This is a genomic window from Stenotrophomonas sp. EMP41, assembly GCF_047495535.1.
GTDB classification, from domain to species: domain Bacteria; phylum Pseudomonadota; class Gammaproteobacteria; order Xanthomonadales; family Xanthomonadaceae; genus Stenotrophomonas; species Stenotrophomonas sepilia.
This window is the reverse complement of record NZ_CP179923.1, coordinates 2068077-2085793: the sequence shown is the minus strand read 5'-3', so window position 1 is coordinate 2085793 and position 17717 is coordinate 2068077. Positions and strand designations below refer to the sequence as shown.

Annotated in this window: 16 protein-coding genes; 11 read left to right on the top strand and 5 right to left on the bottom strand. The window is 68.9% G+C overall.

Features of this window, described 5'->3' with window-relative positions; all coding sequences use genetic code 11:
• Positions 1–75: 75 nt before the first annotated feature.
• A complete protein-coding gene (locus tag ACMGRF_RS09580) occupies positions 76–1146 on the top strand; it encodes a ferredoxin reductase (protein ID WP_180880158.1) in 1071 nt (356 codons plus the stop codon).
• Positions 1147–1157: 11 nt separating this feature from the next.
• Positions 1158–2306, top strand: coding sequence for a fatty acid desaturase family protein (locus ACMGRF_RS09575; protein ID WP_005416924.1), 1149 nt, complete (start codon positions 1158–1160; stop codon positions 2304–2306).
• A gap of 5 nt (positions 2307–2311) precedes the next feature.
• Here ACMGRF_RS09575 and ACMGRF_RS09570 read toward each other — a convergent pair whose 3' ends face one another.
• The 5 genes from ACMGRF_RS09570 to ACMGRF_RS09550 form a co-directional block, all read right to left on the bottom strand.
• Entirely contained in the window at positions 2312–2647 is a 336-nt protein-coding gene (locus ACMGRF_RS09570) for a tetratricopeptide repeat protein (RefSeq protein WP_049414974.1), read from the bottom strand.
• Complete coding sequence (locus ACMGRF_RS09565) at positions 2644–3222, bottom strand: flavin reductase family protein (RefSeq protein WP_180880155.1); 579 nt, start codon at positions 3220–3222, stop codon at positions 2644–2646. Before ACMGRF_RS09565 ends, ACMGRF_RS09570 begins: the two co-directional genes overlap by 4 nt.
• A complete protein-coding gene (locus tag ACMGRF_RS09560) occupies positions 3219–3848 on the bottom strand; it encodes a superoxide dismutase (RefSeq protein WP_262256924.1) in 630 nt (209 codons plus the stop codon). The genes ACMGRF_RS09565 and ACMGRF_RS09560 overlap by 4 nt, the downstream gene beginning before the upstream one ends.
• A gap of 487 nt (positions 3849–4335) precedes the next feature.
• On the bottom strand, positions 4336–5862 hold the full coding sequence (locus ACMGRF_RS09555; RefSeq protein ID WP_414485918.1) for a thioredoxin family protein: 1527 nt from the start codon (positions 5860–5862) through the stop codon (positions 4336–4338).
• Between the two features lie 120 nt (positions 5863–5982).
• Positions 5983–6432: a GNAT family N-acetyltransferase gene (locus ACMGRF_RS09550; protein ID WP_414485888.1), complete on the bottom strand. Its 450-nt coding sequence runs from the start codon at positions 6430–6432 to the stop codon at positions 5983–5985.
• Positions 6433–6498: 66 nt separating this feature from the next.
• On the opposite strand from ACMGRF_RS09550, the gene ACMGRF_RS09545 reads away from it, so the two are divergent.
• From ACMGRF_RS09545 to ACMGRF_RS09505, 9 genes are all read left to right on the top strand, one after another.
• The gene (locus ACMGRF_RS09545) at positions 6499–7434 is read left to right on the top strand and encodes a TIGR03571 family LLM class oxidoreductase (protein WP_312547902.1); all 936 of its coding nucleotides are present in this window, start codon (positions 6499–6501) and stop codon (positions 7432–7434) included.
• 130 nt (positions 7435–7564) lie between these two features.
• Positions 7565–7876, top strand: coding sequence for a DUF3817 domain-containing protein (locus ACMGRF_RS09540; RefSeq protein WP_049414964.1), 312 nt, complete (start codon positions 7565–7567; stop codon positions 7874–7876).
• A 154-nt stretch (positions 7877–8030) separates the two neighbouring features.
• Positions 8031–9227 carry an MFS transporter gene (locus tag ACMGRF_RS09535; protein ID WP_414485887.1) on the top strand — a complete coding sequence of 399 codons (1197 nt, stop codon included), beginning with the start codon at positions 8031–8033 and terminating at the stop codon, positions 9225–9227.
• On the top strand, positions 9224–10417 hold the full coding sequence (locus tag ACMGRF_RS09530) for an isochorismate synthase MenF (RefSeq protein WP_099487957.1): 1194 nt from the start codon (positions 9224–9226) through the stop codon (positions 10415–10417). The genes ACMGRF_RS09535 and ACMGRF_RS09530 overlap by 4 nt, the downstream gene beginning before the upstream one ends.
• Entirely contained in the window at positions 10414–12066 is a 1653-nt protein-coding gene (locus tag ACMGRF_RS09525; RefSeq protein WP_414485886.1) for a (2,3-dihydroxybenzoyl)adenylate synthase, read from the top strand. The genes ACMGRF_RS09530 and ACMGRF_RS09525 overlap by 4 nt, the downstream gene beginning before the upstream one ends.
• On the top strand, positions 12066–12698 hold the full coding sequence (locus ACMGRF_RS09520) for an isochorismatase family protein (protein ID WP_049438812.1): 633 nt from the start codon (positions 12066–12068) through the stop codon (positions 12696–12698). Before ACMGRF_RS09525 ends, ACMGRF_RS09520 begins: the two co-directional genes overlap by 1 nt.
• On the top strand, positions 12698–12955 hold the full coding sequence (locus ACMGRF_RS09515) for a phosphopantetheine-binding protein (protein WP_049414955.1): 258 nt from the start codon (positions 12698–12700) through the stop codon (positions 12953–12955). Before ACMGRF_RS09520 ends, ACMGRF_RS09515 begins: the two co-directional genes overlap by 1 nt.
• Positions 12952–16842 (top strand): enterobactin synthase subunit F, encoded by a 3891-nt coding sequence (locus tag ACMGRF_RS09510; protein ID WP_414485885.1) that lies wholly within the window; start codon positions 12952–12954, stop codon positions 16840–16842. Before ACMGRF_RS09515 ends, ACMGRF_RS09510 begins: the two co-directional genes overlap by 4 nt.
• Positions 16833–17591, top strand: a complete 759-nt coding sequence (locus ACMGRF_RS09505; protein WP_049414951.1) for a 2,3-dihydro-2,3-dihydroxybenzoate dehydrogenase — start codon at positions 16833–16835, stop codon at positions 17589–17591. Before ACMGRF_RS09510 ends, ACMGRF_RS09505 begins: the two co-directional genes overlap by 10 nt.
• Positions 17592–17717 lie beyond the last annotated feature (126 nt).

The following is a 17717-nucleotide window of genomic DNA, read 5'->3' as shown; positions in this document are numbered from 1 at the left end:
GAGGCTGAATCATACCCAATCCGGTTCAATATACACATGTATACACAGGTGTATGTGCGCCCGTATAGTGCGCCCATGAGCGCTGTCGTCCGTCCGTCCCTGTTCTCTCCGTACCGCTGGGTCTCGCCGTCGCTGTTCGATTTCTGGGCGGGCCAGCTCAATCCCCTGTGGACCCTGCGCGAGCCGGTGGCCCGCCTGGTCCGGCGCGAGCCGGCCGGCGAGGGCGCGGCGACCCTGGTCCTGCGCACCAACCGGCACTGGGCCGGCATGCGCGCGGGCCAGCACGTCACCCTGGGCGTGGAGATTGAAGGACGCCTGTGGCAGCGCAGCTACAGCCCCACCGTGCTGGGACCGCGCGAACTGGCGATCACCGTCAAGGCGGTCGACGGCGGCCGGGTCAGCCAGCATCTGGTGAACCATGCGCAGCCGGGCGAGCTGTTCCGCCTGGAGGCGGCGTTCGGTGAATTCCAGTTGCCGGCCGCAGCGCCGGTATTGCTGCTGGCGGCCGGCAGTGGCATCACGCCGATGCGCAGCCTGCTGCGCGAAGCCTGCCAGCGCCCGCTGGCCGCGCCGGTGGACCTGTTCTACTGGGAGCGCAGCGCCGCCCACCTGCAGTTCCGTGATGAGCTGCAGGCGTTGGCCGCCAGCCAGCCGAACCTGCGCGTGCACCTGCTGACCACCCGCGAAGGTGATGCGCCTGCCGCACGCATCGATACCCACGATCTGCAGGTGGCAGGCGATGACACCCCGTTGGCGCAGCGCCACGTGCTGGCCTGTGGCCCGGATGGATTCGTTGCCGCTGCGCGCCAACGCCTGGCGCACCAGGTCGCGGGTTTCCAGGCGGAAGCGTTCACTCCGCCGGCGCCGCTGCGTGACGCCAGCAGCGAGGGCGAGGTGTCGCTGACGCTGGCGCGCAGTGGCCGCCAGCTGAGCGTGCCGCGTGGCCGTTCGCTGCTGGAAAGCCTGGAAGCCCATGGCATCAAGCCCAAGCACGGTTGCCGCATGGGCATCTGCAACACCTGCAGCTGCGACCGCGTCAGTGGCGCCACCCGCCACCTGCGCACTGGCGACCTGCAGTCCGAATCGGCACAGCCGGTACGGATCTGCGTGAGCGCACCGACCACCGACCTGACCCTGGATCTCTGAGGACGCCTGCCATGACCCGCGCTACCGACCGTGCCCTGAGTACTGCCGAGATGCATGCCTTCGGTGAGGAACTCGACGCGATCCGCGACCGTGTGATCGGCAGCCTCGGCGCCTCCGACACCCGCTACATCCGCCGCGTGGCCGCCGCCGTGCGCTGGTTCGGCGTGGGTGGCCGTGGCCTGCTGTTCCTGGCGGCGTTTTCGCCGCTGTTCTGGATGCCGCTGCTGTGGCCGGCCGCGATCACCGGCACGCTGCTGCTGGCGCTGTCGAAGATCCTGGAGAACATGGAGCTGGGCCACAACGTGATGCACGGCCAGTTCGACTGGACCGGTGATCCCAAGCTCAATGGCAATACCTACGAGTGGGACATCGTTGCCACCGCCGACAACTGGCGCAAGACCCACAATTTCCGCCACCACACCTACACCAATGTGCGTGGCATGGACGATGACATCGGCTATGGCCTGCTGCGCATCTTCCCGGAACAGCGCTGGAAGCCGTTCTACCTGCTGCAGCCGATCATCGCGCCGATCTTCGCACTGCTGTTCCAGTGGGGTGTGGCCGCCCAGGACCTTCGCCTTGGCCGCTGGCTGAAGGGCCGCATGAGTGCCCGTGCGATGTGGCTGCAGACCCGCCCGGTGGCGCGCAAGATGCTGCGCCAGGTGCTGAAGGACTACGTGTTCTTCCCGCTGCTGGCTGGTCCGTTCTTCCTCACCGTGATGCTGGGCAACCTGGTCGCCAACGGCCTGCGCAACATCTGGACCTACGTGATCATCTTCTGCGGGCACTTCACCGCCGAATCGGAAACCTTCCCCAAGGAGTGCCTGCGCAATGAGTCGCGCGGCCACTGGTACCTGCGCCAGCTGCGCGGTTCGTCCAACATCAGCGGTGGCTTCCTGATCAACGTGCTGTCGGGCAACCTCAGCCACCAGATCGAGCACCATTTCTACCCGGATCTGCCGGCCAACCGCTATGCGGCCATCGCCAAGGAAGTGAAGGACATCTGCCGCCGCTACGGCCAGCACTACAACAACGGCTCGCTGCCGCGCCAATTCGGCCAGGTGGTCTGGCGCATCCTGCGCCACGCATTCCCGAGCAAGCCGCGCCGCCTGCCGATGCCGGACATCATGTCCGCACCGGCATCGGCCAACGCGGGCTGATCGACTCAGCCCGCCTTCGCCAGGGCCGCCTGCTCGCGGTCCAGGCGGCGCAGGAACACCTGCATTTCCTTGCGTGCCTGCTGGTCGCCCTTGCTGCCGGCCACGCTCAAGCCGCGCTGCCATGCCTCACGGGCCGCCTGTGGCTGGCCACTGGCCAGCCAGGCTTTGCCCAGCAGCTTCCAGGCCGCCGAGTACTGCGGATCAAGCACCACGCAGCGGCCCAGGTGGGTTGCCGCGCGCACCGGGTTGCCGGCATCCAGCCAGCCCTTGCCCAGGCCGAAGCGCAGCAGCGCGCCGTCCTTGCCGGCGGCAAGCATGCATTCCAGAGCTTCGACGTTCATCCGCACACCTCCACCAGCAGTTCGGCCGGCCCAGGCTGGAACCGGCCGCGATGGAACAGCAGCGGCGCACCGCCGTTCTCGTGCACTTCGATGATGCGGCCAGCCAGCAGCAGGTGATCGCCTACCGGCCACTGCGCGTGGCGCGTACAGGTGAGATGGGCGACCGCACCGGCGATGCGCGGTGGGGCGTTCTCGTCGTCATCCTGCAGTGCCAGGCCGTCGAAGCGGTTGCGGACCTGCGGATCGGCGAAGCGCCGGGCAAGCGCTTCCTGGTCGGCCGCCAGCACGCTGATCGCAAAGCGGGTGGCGCGCTGGAAGGTGGACAGGCTCTGTGCGTGCAACGCCAGGTTCCACAGCACCAACGGCGGCTGCAGCGAGACCGGTACGAACGAGTTGATGGTCAGGCCGACAGGCTTGCCCTGTGCATCGCGCGCGCAGACGATGGCCACCCCGGTCGGGAAATGGCCGAGCAGCCGCCGCAGGGCACGCGGCGGCATCTCGACCGACGGCACCGGGGCCGGGGCGGGGAAGACCCCCGCCCACGGCCCGGCGTACGGCAGTGTCTCGCCGCTCATGAGGCCCGGGCCTGGCGGTAGCGCCGGCCGACCTCGGCCCAGTTGATGATGTTGAAGAAGGCACCGATGTAGTCCGGGCGGCGGTTCTGGTAGTGCAGGTAGTAGGCGTGTTCCCAGACATCGAGTGCGAGAATCGGGGTGTTGCCGGACAGGCCGACGCCTGCACCCATCAGCGGGCTGTCCTGGTTGGCGCTGCTTTCCACCTGCAGGCGGCCATCGCGATCGCTGGTCAGCCAGGCCCAGCCGCTGCCGAAGCGGGTCTGCGCGGCCTTGGTGAAGGCGTCCTTGAAGGCATTGAAGCCGCCAAGGTCATGGTCGATGGCGGCGGCCAGTTCATCATCGGGTGCACCACCGTTGGGGCTGAGCACGGTCCAGAACAGGCTGTGGTTGGCGTGGCCACCGCCGTTGTTGCGCACCGCGCCACGCTGCGCCTCGGGTACGGTATCGAGGTGGGCGATCAGCGCCTCGACGGGCTGTTCGGCGATGCCGGCCTGCTCGATGGCGGCGTTGAGGTTGTTGACGTAGGTCTGGTGGTGCTTGCTGTGGTGGATCTCCATCGTGCGCGCATCGAAGTGCGGCTCAAGGGCGTCGTAGGCGTAGGGGAGCGGGGGAAGCGAGTACGACATCGAAGCAATCTCCGTGGGGAAGGCCAGAGGGCTGGCCGTGGGGAGATCGTTATCGCACCTCAACAAGGGTTGAGGTCAAGGGGCGGGATTGAAATGCGTGCGCGTTCGTCGCTTTGGTTCCTTCCATCAATCTCTGCAGGACTGCTCCCTGCGGCGGCGCGGAGATGGAGTCAAAGGCAAGAGCAGGAGCGGCATGGTAGTGCCGGCCGCTGGCCGGCAATCAGCGAAGGTCGGGTTGCCGGCCAGCGGCCGGCACTACCAGAACCCTCCTTTCGAGCCTCGCCGGCGCGCTGATGTGCTGCCTGCGCTCGCAGGAAACCGTCGGGTGGCGGGGGAAGGGGCTGGCCGGGACCGTTGGCGCCATGGATGGCGCCATCGAGCCCCCAAGGATGGGTTTACGGCGTGTCCCGGCCAGCCCCTTCCCCCGTCACAGCCGATATCAACAAAAGCGCCGGCAGGCGAACCAGCCGCCAGCGCCTTCATCAACTCAACTCAACCAATCCTTGCACGCGCCATCAACCTGTTCACCGCAGGCCTGCTGCATCCGCTGCTGCAGCCGCGCCAGTGTCTCGGCACCCTGGTGCTTGCCGCTCCACGCCTTCAACTGCCCGGCCAGGCGTTCGAAGCGCTGGCGGGTGCGCTGGTGGTAGCCCGAAGGCTGCGCTTCCAGTTCCGCGATCAGCGAGGCAGTGGCCTGCTCGATGCGTGGTGCATTGTCCGGTGCCAGCTTCAGCAGGCCCTCCACGTACAGCACGCCCCACTGCACGCGGGTTGCCGGGCCCTGCGCGCCATCGTAGGCGCGCTTCAGCCACGCCAGCGCTCCGGCGGTGTCGCCGCGCTGCTCGGCCAGTTCGGCCAATTCGGGCATGTAGTAGTACGGCTGTTCGCTGCGCTTTAGCTCGGCCAGCAACAGCGCCTCGGCGCCCGCGTCGTCGCCGACCTGGCGCAATGCGTACGCCGCGCTGCTGATCGTCGCCTGGCGTGCGTGCGCATCGGTGGCGGCCGCATCGGCAGCGGCCACCCGCTGCTTGACCCGCTCAACCAGCGCCGCGGGCAGTGCGCCCTCCGGCTGCTGCTGGCGGGCCAGCGATACTTCCGTCAGTGCGCGCGACAATGCGTCGTCGGCGCGGTCGCCGCGCTCGGCATCTGCGCGCTCCAGCGCGACCAGCAGCTGCTGCCCCAGCGTGTTGCGGGTGGCCTGGCCGGCGCTGGCCTGCTTGACCAACGTCGCGCCCGCGTAGCCCAGCAGTTCGCGGTTACGACGGACTTCGGCAGGTTGCGCCAGCACTGCCTGCAGCAGCTCACGCACCTCGGTAGGCGAGCTGGCGGGCGTGTCGGTGGTGGCCAGGGCCAGCAGGGCAAAGCGGCGCTGCAGGGCGGCATCCGGTGCCGCCTTGGACAGCTGGCGCAGTACATCCTGGCTCCTGCGCTCGCCAGCCAGGCGGTTGGCGTCGACTTCCCAGCCGTAGTCGCCCAGCACCTGCCAGTCTTCGGCGGCCAATTTTTCCGGCGTGGCCAGTGCCGTCGCCAGGGTGGCGGCGATGGCGCTGCGGCGCCCGGCCGCGACGGTCAATGCCCGGGTCAGTTCGGCGGCGTCGTTGCCACCGGCCACGCGGGTAAGTTCATTGCGCTGTGGGTCCAGCACGATCAGGGTCGGGTAGCCGCGCACCCCGAAGCGCTCGCCCCAGGCCTGTGCCCCTTCCTCGTCGCCATCCAGGTAGACCGGCACGAACTTGCCGGTCAGCGCGATGAAGGCCGGGTCCTTGAACAGGCCGGCCTTGAGCTGGTTGCACGGCGGGCACCAGACCGCGCCCCAGTACAGCAGCACCGGCTTGCCGCTGTCGGCGGCCTCGGCGAAGGCATCGTCCACATCGCCCTGGCGCCAGGCGATGGCGGACGCCGGCGCGGGCGCGGGCGCCTCGGCGGAGCTGGCGGTGGACACCGGGGCCGGGGTGCAGGCGCTCAGCGCCGAAGCCAGCAGCAACATGGAAAGCGCGACGCGCATCGGCAGCATCTCGAAGGGCAAGGTGACAGGGCATTGTAGGAACGCGCAGGGAAGCCGCTGATTCAGTTTGCTTATGACGGGCATGCGGCGGGGCATGACGCCCCCGGGCATTGGCCGGGTTCCGTGCCTTCAGGCGGCTGCCCGCATCATCTGCTGGTAGACCAGTCCGTTGAACTCGCCGGCCTCACCGTCAACCACGAAGCCATAGCGCAGATAGGTCGGCACAGCATTGAGCGATGCGCGTACGGTCAGGACCGGCTCGCGTACCTGCGGCAGCACCGCCTCGAACAGTGCATGGCCGATGCCCTTTCCCTGGCAGGCGGGATCAACGAACAGCATCGCCAGGTGGCGACCTTCCTTCAACTCGACCACGCCGACGATACGGCCGTCCTGCTCGGCCACCAGGATATGGTTGTCGCCGTCCAGGCGTTCACCGAACGCATCGGCGGCGGCGACATTGCCGAACGTGGCGATGCCGGCTGCGCTGAGCGAGGGCGCCACCGCCGCAGTGAACGCGGCCAGGCACACCGCGCTGATCGCGGGCAGGTCATCGACGCGGGCAGGGCGGATCGTCGGCATGCAGTGTTCTTCCCGTGGCGGGCTGCGCGCCCTCGCTGCCCCGTGCCTGCACGCTAAGCTGCAGGCATGAGTGATTTCAATCCCGCCTACGCTTCGTTGTTTCCGCAACAGGGCTTGAGCCTGGGCCTGATGACGCCGGTGGCGTCGCAGGGGCTGGCCGATCCGCATGAGGCGCGGCGCATCGCGCGGTTGGCCGACGATCTTGGTTTCGCCGCGTTATGGGCGCGCGATGTGCCGCTGATGGTGCCGCAGGGGCCGGACGCGACAGCAAGTGCGTTGGACGATCCGTTCCTGTGGCTGGGCATGCTGGCCGCTGCGACCGAGCGCATCGTGGTCGGCAGCGCGGCCATCGTGCTGCCATTGCGGCAGCCGCTGCAGGTGGCGAAGTCGGCGTTGAGCCTGGACCGGATCGGCGGCGGGCGGTTCGTGCTGGGGCTGGGTTCGGGTGATCGCCCGGAAGAATTCGCTGCGTTCGGCGAGGATCTGGAGGGCAGGGCAGCGACGTTCCGTGAGCGCTGGTCGCTGCTGCGCGCGGCGCTGTCACCGGAGACCGATGAGCGGACCGCTGTACTGCAGGCGACCGGTGGCTTCGACGTACTTCCGGCGCCGGCAACCCGCGTTCCGATGCTGGTGGTGGGTACCGCACGGCAGAGCCTGCAGTGGATCGCGCGCGAGGCCGAAGGCTGGGCCACCTATCATCGTGAGGAGGCCGCGCAGGAGGGGCGCATCGGCCTGTGGCAGCAGGCGCTGGCGCAGCGCGGCGGACCAGGCAAGCCATTCGTGCAGTCGATGCTGCTGGATCTGCAGGCGGATCCGCAGGCGCCAGCCGAGCCGCTGCCGCTGGGCCTGAAGGTCGGCCGCGATGGCCTGCGTGACTATCTGCTGCGCGTGCATGCGCAGGGCGTGGCGCATGTGATGTTCAATCTGGTCGACAACGGGCGGCCGATGGACGCGGTGCTGCGCGAGATCGGGGAGCAGGTGCTTCCGCATATGCTCCGGTAGGTGTCCACCTTGGTGGAGACGCTCCATCGTTGCCAACGCTGCGCTTGCCGGTGTGCTGGAGGTCCGCATCTGCGTATCATTCGCATTTGATACCCCGCTGCCGGAGCCCCGTGTGACCCAACGTTCCCCCATGCACCCGAGCGGACGCCTGTTCGCCGCGGTCGCTTTCATCGAGGCCGTGACCTGGGCCGGCCTGCTCCTCGGCATGTGGATGAAGTACGGCCCGATGGCCAACGTGGCGCTGGTGAAGGTGTTCGGGCCGCTGCACGGCGTGGCTTTCCTCGTCTATGTGGCGGTGACGCTGTTTGCGGCGGTGCGCCTGCGCTGGCCGTGGTGGGCCAGTGCCCTGGCGCTGCTGGCAGCGATCCCGCCGCTGGTGACGCTGCCGCTGGAGTGGTGGTTCAAGCGCCGTGGCCTGCTCGGCCTGCGTGCAATGCGCTGAATCCACTGTTGCGCACCCATTCAAGAGAATGGGTATCAAATGCAAATACGAGCCGTTATCATTTAAGGGCGGCATCTGGCCCTGAGCAGGGTCGGTGCGGGGTGGGACGCGCAGGCGCGTCCGGCCAATCCTTCCCTGTTACGGCTGGTGTTTCATGCACGCACGTCCCGTCGTTCCCGGCTTGCCGGCGCTGGTGTTGGCTGCCCTGATCGGCACCATGGCGATGATGTCCTTCGTCGCCGTGATCGGCCCGGTGGTCCGCATGCTCGGTTTGTCCGAGTGGCATGCCGGGCTGTCAGTCACCGCCGCAGGCGTGTTGTGGATGCTGGCCGCGCGCCCCTGGGGCCAGCTCAGCGACCGCATCGGCCGCAAGCGTGTGCTGATGCTGGCGATGAGTGCCTACACCGTGGTCTACATCGCGCTGGCGGTGTTCATCGACGTGGCCCTGCAGACGGTGCCGCCGGTGCTGGTGTCAGTGCTGGTGCTGGTCGCTGCGCGCGGCCTGATCGGCCTGTTCTACGCAGCGGTGCCTCCTACCGCAGCCGCGCTGATCGCCGACAAGGCGCCGACCGGGCAACGTGCGAAGTTCCTCGCCCGCTTGGGCAGCGCCAACGCATTGGGCATGGTGCTGGGCCCGGCTGCCGCGGGTTGGCTGGCCTATACGAACCTGTCGCTGGCGCTGTATGTAGCCGCACTGTTGCCACTGCTGGCGTTGGCGCTGCTGGCCTGGCGACTGCCGGCCACACCGCCTGTGATGGGCGTTTCCGCCCGGCACCGCGCGCCAATGAGCCGCCTCGACCCGCGCCTGCGCCTGCCGCAGCTGGCGGCGTTCATCGCCATGGTCTCGGTCACCATCGCGCAGGTCACGGTTGGCTTCTTCGCGATTGATCGCCTGGGCCTGGATGCGGCGGCCGGCGCGCGCATGGCCGGCATCGCGCTGACGGCGGTCGGCCTTGGCCTGATCCTGGCGCAGGCGCTGGTGATGAAGCTGGAGGTCCATCCGCGGCGCTGGATCGTCCTCGGCGCCGTGATCTCCGGCATCGGCTTCGCCTCGGTGGCGGGCGTGCAGCAGGGCTGGCAGTTGCCGGCGGCATATGCGCTGGCAGCGTTCGGCATGGGCTTCGTATTCCCCTCGTTCCAGGCGCTGGCCGCCGACGCGGTGGAAGCACACGAGCAGGGCGCCGCCGCCGGCACCGTCGCGGCAGCGCAGGGCCTGGGCATGGTCGCCGGGCCGATGCTCGGCACGCTGTTGTATCGCGGCGGGCCCAGCCTGCCATACCTGCTGGTCGGCGCGTTGCTGCTGTTGCTGTTCGCGCTGGCTGCAGTGCATCGGATGAAGGAGACCCCATGAACGATTCCCTGATGCAGGGCGCGTGGCCGGAGGCTGCGCCAGCGCCGCAGGAGAGCAGCGACGACGCGTCGCTGTTCCTGCTGCAGCACGCTGGCCAGCACGTGCACGCACGCGGTTGCCGCGCCACGCTGCCGGCCGGTGCGCTGGCGACATTGGCAGAACGCGTTTCGGTGTTCTTTGCCCAGCAGCGCGGCGGCCCGGGCCTGCTGGTTGGCGCGGTGCCGTTCGAGCCGCGTGCCGACGATGCGTTGTACCAGCCCGAGCGCCTGCTGCCGGCGCTGGCACTACAGCCACAGGCCGCGCCAGCGCTGGATGGTGCCCTGCAGGCCGAGCCTGCGGCGCAGGCGTACGCGGCGTCGGTGGCTGCCGCGGTGCAGGCACTGCGCGCGCCCGAACTGGACCTCCAGAAGGTGGTGCTGGCGCGCAGCCTGCTGGCACGCACCCGCCAGGCGCTGTCTCCGGACGTGCTGCTGGCACGCCTGGGCGCAGATCCGTCGGTGGCGACCTATGCGGTTCCGCTGCCGGTGGAGCTGGGCCAGGCGCCGGCCTGGCTGGTGGGCGCGACGCCGGAACTGCTGCTGCGCAAGCGCGGCGCCGAACTGTTGTCTCATCCGTTGGCGGGCTCTGCGCGGCGCAGCGCCGATGCCGCCGAGGACGAGCGTGCGGCGCAGGACCTGCTGGCCTCGACCAAGGACCATGACGAGCACCGTCATGTGGTCGAGGCGATCGTCGAGGGTCTGGCGCCGTATTGCAGCCACATCGATGCGCAGCCGCGGCCGGTGCTGCATGCCACCGCCAGCATGTGGCATCTGGGTACCCGCATCCACGCCGCCCTGAAGGATCCGCAGACGTCTGCCGCCGAACTGCTGGCGCAGCTGCACCCCACGCCGGCAGTCTGCGGTACGCCACGGTTGGCTGCGCTGCAGCGCATCCGCGAGCTGGAGCCGGTGCCGCGCGGCTTCTACGCCGGTGCCGTGGGCTGGTTGGACGCGCAGGGTGACGGCGACTGGTACGTGGCGATCCGCTGCGCGCGCCTGCAGGGCACGCAGCTGCGCCTGTATGCCGGTGCCGGCATCGTCGCCGAGTCACACCCCGAGGCCGAGGTGGCCGAAACCGCAGCGAAGTTCGCTGCCCTGCTGAATGCGTTGGGTGTCCATGAATCCGCGCCTGCGATCGAGCCTGCTGCATGACTACCTGCACTGACTCTTCCCGCCTGCCACTGCAGCAGGTGTGGCCCGACGCGCTGGTGGCGCGCTATCGCGAAGCCGGTCACTGGCGTGGCGAGACCTTCCCGGCGTTCCTGCGCGAGCGGGCAGAGCGTTTCGCCGATGACATCGCGGTGGTCGCCGGCGACGTACGCCTGAGCTACGCGCAGCTGTGGCACGAGGCCGGGCGGATCGGTGCCGGCCTGCTGGCGCTCGGCCTGCAGCCAGGGGAGCGGGTGTTGGTGCAGCTGGGCAACACGGCAGGCTTCATCACCACGGTCTGCGGCCTGTTCCGCGCCGGGCTGGTGCCGGTGTACGTGTTGCCGGCGCACCGCATGACCGAGCTGGTGCACTTCGCCAGCAAGGCCGAAGCCAGTGCCTACATCACCACCGCACTGCACGATGGCTTCGATCATCGCGGGCTGGCGCGAGCGCTGCAGGCCGACGTGCCGGCGGTTCGCCATGTAGTGATCGACGGCGAGGCGGCGGAGTTCATCGCGCTGGAGGCGCTGCAGGGCGATCGCAGCCGGCTGCCGGCCGATCCGGACCCGCAGTCGGTGGCGTTCCTGCAGATTTCCGGTGGGAGCACCGGGCTGTCCAAGCTGATTCCACGCACGCACGACGACTACATCTATTCGTTCCGTGCCAGCAATGAAATCTGCGGCATCGACCGCGACAGCGTTTATCTGGTAGCGCTGCCGGCCGCGCACAATTTCCCGATGAGCTCGCCCGGCTTCTTCGGCGCGTTGTACGCCGGCGCCCGCGTGGTGTTCAGTCCCGGCCCCGGGCCGGATGCGGCCTTCCCGCTGATCGCCCGCGAAGGGGTGACCTGCTGCGGCCTGGTGCCGCCGCTGGCGCTGCTGTGGGCGCAGGCCGCCGCCACCAGCAAGCATGACCTGTCGAGCCTGCAGGTACTGCAGGTGGGCGGTGCCAAACTGGTGCCGGAAGCCGCACGGCGGGTGATCGACGGCCTTGGCTGCACGCTGCAGCAGGTGTTCGGCATGGCCGAAGGCCTGGTCAACTACACACGGCTGGATGATCCGGAGGACCTGATCGTGGCCTGCCAGGGCCGGCCGATCAGTCCGGACGACGAAGTGCGCGTGGTCGATGACCATGACCAGCCGGTGGCCGAAGGCGAGGTGGGGCATCTGCTCACCCGTGGCCCGTACACCATCCGTGGCTACCATAACGATGCAGTGGCCAATGCGCGCTCGTTCACCGACGACGGTTTCTACCGTACCGGTGACCGCGTGCAGCAGCTGCCCGGGGGCTACCTAGTGGTACAGGGGCGTGCGGGTGACCACATCAACCGGGCGGGCGAGAAGATCTCTGCCGAAGAGATCGAGGACCACTTGCTGGCACATCCGGGCGTGTTCGATGCGGCCGTGGTCTCGATTCCAGACGAGTACTTGGGCGAGCGCAGCTGCGCCTTTGTGATCCCGCAAGGCGAACCGTTCAAGGCGCCGGTACTGAAGGCCTGGATGCGCGGGCGCGGCCTGGCTGCGTTCAAGGTGCCCGACCAGGTCGTGTTCGTCGACAGCTTCGATACCACCGCGGTCGGCAAGGTCAGCCGCCGCGAACTGCGCGCGCAGCTGCGTGCGCGTCATCTGCAACAGACAGGAGGAACGCGCTGATGGCGCTGCCCCGTATCACCGACTACCCCTTGCCGACCGCCGCTGAGCTACCGCAGGCGCGCGGGCCGTGGCGTCCCCGGCGCGATCGTGTCGCGCTGCTGGTGCACGACATGCAGCGTTATTTCCTGGCCGCGTTCGACGCCGGCAATGCACCGCTGCGGCCGGCCGTGGACAACATCGCACGCCTGCTGGCGCATTGCCGCGCGCACGGCATTCCGGTGTTCTACACCGCGCAGCATGGTGACCAGGACCGTCGAGACCGTGGCCTTCAGGCCGACCTGTGGGGGCCGGGCATGCGTCGCAGCGCCGACCATGAACCGATCATCGAGGCGCTGGCACCGCAACCGGGCGAGCACGTGCTGGTGAAGCACCGCTACAGCGCATTCCAGCGCAGCAACCTGGAGACGCTGATGCGGGTGCGTGGACGCGACCAGTTGCTGGTGACCGGCGTGTACGCCCATATCGGCTGCACCGCGACCGTGGTGGATGCCTTCCAGCGTGATATCGAGGCCTTCATCGCCGCTGATGCGGTGGCGGACTTCTCGCGCGCCGATCACGATCAGGCGCTGCATTGGATCGCGCGTACCTGTGGCGTGCCGATGACCACCGACCACCTGCTGGAGGTGCTGTGATGGCCGCGACCGGTGAGGTGCTGGATCTTGAGCGGATGCGTGCCGACGTGGCGCGCGTGCTGGAGTGCACGCCGGCCGAGATCGGTGACGACGACAACCTGATCGACCTGGACCTGGATTCAATGCGCATGCTCGGCCTGGTCCTGGCCTGGGGCAACACTGGCCTTCCGCTGGAGTTCTCGCAGCTGGCCGAGCACACCACGCTGCGCCAGTGGTGGGGTGTGGTGCAGCAACTGCAGGCCGCGCAGAACGCATGAACACCGCAGCGCTGGCCACGCCGGTGGCGTTGACCGAGGCCCAGGCCGGGCTGTGGTTTGCACAGCGGCTGGCACCGGACAATCCGTCATTCAATACCGCGCACGCGGTATGGATCGACGGCCCGCTGGACGTGGCCGCATTCGTCGCAGCGGCAGACCAGGCTGCGCGTGAGGCGGAGGCCTTCGCATTGCGCTTTGCCGAAGGGGCCGATGGCCAGCCACTACAGTGGCATGACCCGGTACACGTGCCGCTGCTTTCGGTACGCGATGTTTCCGCCGAGCCGGATCCCGCCGCTGCGGCGCGCAGCCTGATGCACACCGACCGGTTGAGCCCGGTTGATCCCACCCGCGACCGGATCAGCCAGCAGGTGCTGCTTGAACTGGGCGGGCAACGCTGGGTGTGGTACCTGCGGGTGCATCATCTGGCCGCCGATGGCTACGGCATGGCGCTGTTCACTGATCGCGTGTGCGCGTTGTACGCCGGCCGCAGGGGTGAGCCACTGCCAGGACTGGCCGGTGTGCTGGCCGATGATGCCGCCTACCGTGCCGATCCGCGCCGCGCGCTGGCCGGGCAGTGGTGGCGTGAGCACATGCAGGGCGCACCGGCAGGCGTGGGCCTGGCCGGCACGCTCGCGGCCAGTGACGACGCGCTGCGCCGGGTGCAGTCGCTCGATACGGCCTTCCGTGAGCAGTTGCTGCAGGCCTCGGTACGTTGGCTGCAGCCCTGGCCGGATGTGCTGGCCGCGTTGTCGGCCGAGTACCTGCGGCGGATGAGCGCTGCCGATGAAGTGGTGCTGGGCGTGCCCTACATGGGGCGGCTGGGCAACGCGTCGGCGCGGGTGCCGGCGATGGTGATGAATGTGTTGCCGCTGCGCGTGGCGGCCGGCGAGGGCAGCGTCGAGGCCTTTGCCCGGGGCCTGGGTCGCCAGCTCAGCCAGGGCCGCAGGCACGGCCGCTACCGGGGCGAGCAGCTGCGCCGGGACCTGGGCCTGGTCGGCACGCAGCAGCGCCTGCACGGCCCGCTGGTGAATGTGCAGCCGTTCTACAGGCCGCTGGCGCTGACTGGCGTGCAGGCGGCGCTGGAGGTGCTGTGCACCGGGCCGGTGGATGACCTGGCGCTGGGCTTCCGTGGTGATGGCCAGCATCTGCTGGATCTGGAGATCGAGGCCAATCCCGCGCTGTACAGTCGCGAGGATGTCGAGGCACACGCGGCGCGGTTGCTGCATTTCGTGTCGTCGGCGCTGCAGGCTGATGATATCGCCGCCGTACCCCTGGCGACGCCCATGGAGGCGCAGCAGGTGCTGCACGGTTTCAACGCCACCGCGCACGCGTTCCCGGAGACGACCCTGGTCGCGTTGCTGCAGCAGGGCATGGATCGGGACCCGCACGCGCCAGCGCTGGTGTTCGGCGACACGACGCTGGACTACGCAACGCTGGAAGCGCGCAGTTTCGCGCTGGCGGCACGGTTGCGGGCGATGGGTGTCGGCCCGGGCAGCGTGGTGGCGGTGGCATTGCCGCGTTCGCTGGCGCTGGTGGTCGCGCTGGTCGCGGTGCTGCGCGCAGGCGCCGCCTACCTGCCGCTGGATCTTGCCCATCCCGACGAGCGGCTGGCGCGCATCTTCGCCTCGGCGCAACCGGTGTGCGTTCTGGCTGCGGCGGAGGTTTCGGCGCGCACGGCCGGCGTGCCGGTGCTCGCGCCGGAGCAGTGGACCGCGCTGAGCTTCGCCGCGCCGTGGGCCGATCCTGCGCCCAGCGACGCAGCGTATGTGATCTATACCTCCGGCTCGACCGGGGAACCGAAGGGCGTGGTCATCGAACACCGCGCCATCGTCAACCGCCTGCTATGGATGCGCGAGCAGTACGGCATCCGCGCCGATGACCGCGTGCTGCAGAAGACCCCGGCCACCTTTGATGTCTCGGTCTGGGAGTTCTTCCTGCCGTTGCTGTGCGGGGCCACGCTGGTGGTTGCCGGGCCCGATGCGCATCGCGACCCCACTGAACTGGCGCGCCTGATCCGTGGCCATGGCATCACCACGGTGCATTTCGTGCCGTCGATGCTCGATGCCTTCCTCGCTGCACCGGCCTCCGAAGGCCTGCAGCTGCGACGGGTATTCACCAGTGGCGAGGCGCTGGACGCCGCGTTGCGCGACCGCTTCCACGCGCGCGTGCAGGCCGAGCTGCACAACCTGTATGGCCCGACCGAAGCGGCCGTGGACGTCAGCTATTGGCCGGCGTCGGCGCAGGATCGCTCGCGGCCGGTGCCGATCGGGTTCCCGGTCTGGAACACCCGCCTGTACGTGCTGGACGCCCGGATGCAGCCGGTGCCGATAGGCGTGGCCGGTGACCTGTTCCTGGGCGGCATGCAACTGGCACGTGGCTATCTCGGTCGCGACGACCTGACCGCCGAGCGCTTCCTCGCCGATCCGTTCCTGCCTGGCGAACGCATCTATCGCACCGGCGACGTGGCGCGCTGGCGCGCCGATGGCGCGGTCGAGTACCTGGGCCGCAGCGACCATCAGGTGAAACTGCGCGGCCTGCGCATCGAGCTGGGCGAGATCGAGGCGGCACTGCGTGAGCTGCCTGGCATGGAGCGCGTGGAAGTACTGCTGCGCCAGGACGCGCCCGGCGATGCCCGGCTGGTGGCCTATGTGCCAACCGCGCTTGCCGACCCCGTCATGCTGCGCAGCTACCTGGCCACGCGCGTGCCGGATTACATGGTGCCCTCGGCGTTTGTAGGCGTGGACCACTGGCCGGTGACCGCCAACGGCAAGCTCGACCGCAACGCATTGCCTAAGCCACCCCAACGTGAAGTTGCCGGCTTGGCGCCGCGCACGCCGTTGGAACAGGAGCTGGCGTTGCTGTTTGCCCAGGCACTCGGGCGTGAAGCGCCGGTGGCGGTGGATGCGGATTTCTTCAGTCTCGGCGGTGACTCGCTGTCGGCGGTGCACCTGCTGCTGGCCATCGAGCAGCGCTGGCGCTGCGATCTGGGTCTGGGTGCCTTGTTCGCGCAGCCCACCGTGGCTGCGCTGGCGGTTCGCCTTGCCGAGCCGCCCGCGCTGGCCGATCACGCACTGGGGCCGGTAATCGCGCTGGCCGCGACCGAAGCGGGCGGGTCCACGCCGCTGTTCGTGCTGCACCCGGCCGGTGGCATCGCCTGGAACTACCGCACCCTGGCCCGGGCACTGCAACCCGCCCGCCCGGTGTATGGCCTGCAGTCGCCGGCACTGGACGCGCGGCTGCCACTGCCGAGCAGTATCGAGGCGATGGCCAACGATTACGTACAGCGCGTGGTCGCACTACAGCCGAAGGGGCCGGTGCATTTGCTGGGCTGGTCGGTGGGCGGCATCCTGGCCCAGGCGATGGCGGTGCGGCTGCATGAGATCGGCCGCGACGTCGGCGAGCTGGTGCTGCTGGACGCCTATCCCAGCGAGTGCTGGCGGGCCGAGCCGGAACCCGATCCCATCGCTGCATTGCGGGCACTGCTGGCGATTGCCGGTCATGACCCGGATGCGCATCCGGAACTGGACAGCCGGGAACGCATTCTCGCGTTCCTGCGTCGTGGTGGCAGTGCACTGGGGAGTCTGCCGGATGTGGTGCTCGATGGCGTGGTGCGCGCCGTGACCGGCACCAATCGACTGATCCGTGAACATATCCACCGGCCGTTCGATGGCACGCTGGTGCATGTGCGTGCGGGCCGGGATCACCAGGCGCGGCCACAGTTGCAGTCGGCGTTGTGGCGGACACACGCGCGCAGGGTGCAGTCGTTGGAACTGCCGTTCCTGCATGCAGAACTGACTGGCCGCGATGCGGTGGCGCAGCTGGCGCCGTGGTTGTCGGCGCGGTTGCGCCAATGGGACGAGCAACAGGAGATCGCAGCATGCAGTTGACCGGCTTTGAAGGTCGCGTGGCACTGGTGACCGGCGCCGCCGGCGGCATCGGCGAGGCACTGGTACGGTTGCTGGCCGCGGCCGGTTGCACCGTGGTGGCGACCGATCGCGAGGCACCGCGCGTGTCAGATACCCGGGTGACGTCGTTTGCACTCGACGTAACCGACAGCGCCGCGGTGGACGCCCTGGTGGACCAGGTCGAGTCCAGCATCGGGCCGATCCTGTTGGCCGCCAGCGTGGCCGGCGTACTGCATGTGGGCGGTGTCACCGAGACCGGCGACGACGACTGGCGCCGTGTATTCGCGGTCAATGCCGATGGCGTGTTCCATGTCGGCCGTGCGCTGGCGCGGGTGATGTCGCCGCGCCGGCAGGGCGCAATCGTTACCGTCAGCTCGAATGCGGCTGGCGTGCCGCGGCACGGCATGGCGGCGTATGCCGCGTCCAAGGCCGCCGCCACGATGTTCACCCGCTGCCTCGGGCTGGAGCTGGCGCCGTTGGGCATCCGCTGCAACATCGTCGCCCCGGGGTCCACGCTGACCCCGATGCAGACCGGCATGTGGCAGGACGAGCACGGCGCCGAACGGGTGATCGTCGGCAGCCTTGAGACCTACAAGGCCGGCATTCCACTGCGCAAACTCGCCACGCCGGAAGACATCGCGCACTCGGTGATGTTCCTGCTCTCCGAGCAGGCCGGGCACGTAGCGATGAGCGATCTGTATGTCGACGGCGGCGCCACCCTGCGCGGCTGAGCCCCGACCGCCGCTGCCCGGCAACGGTAGTGCCGGCCGCTGGCTGGCATTCCATAGCCCCCGGTAGTGCCGGCCGCTGGCCGGCAATCCATAGCCCCCGGTAGTGCCGGCCGCTGGCCGGCAACC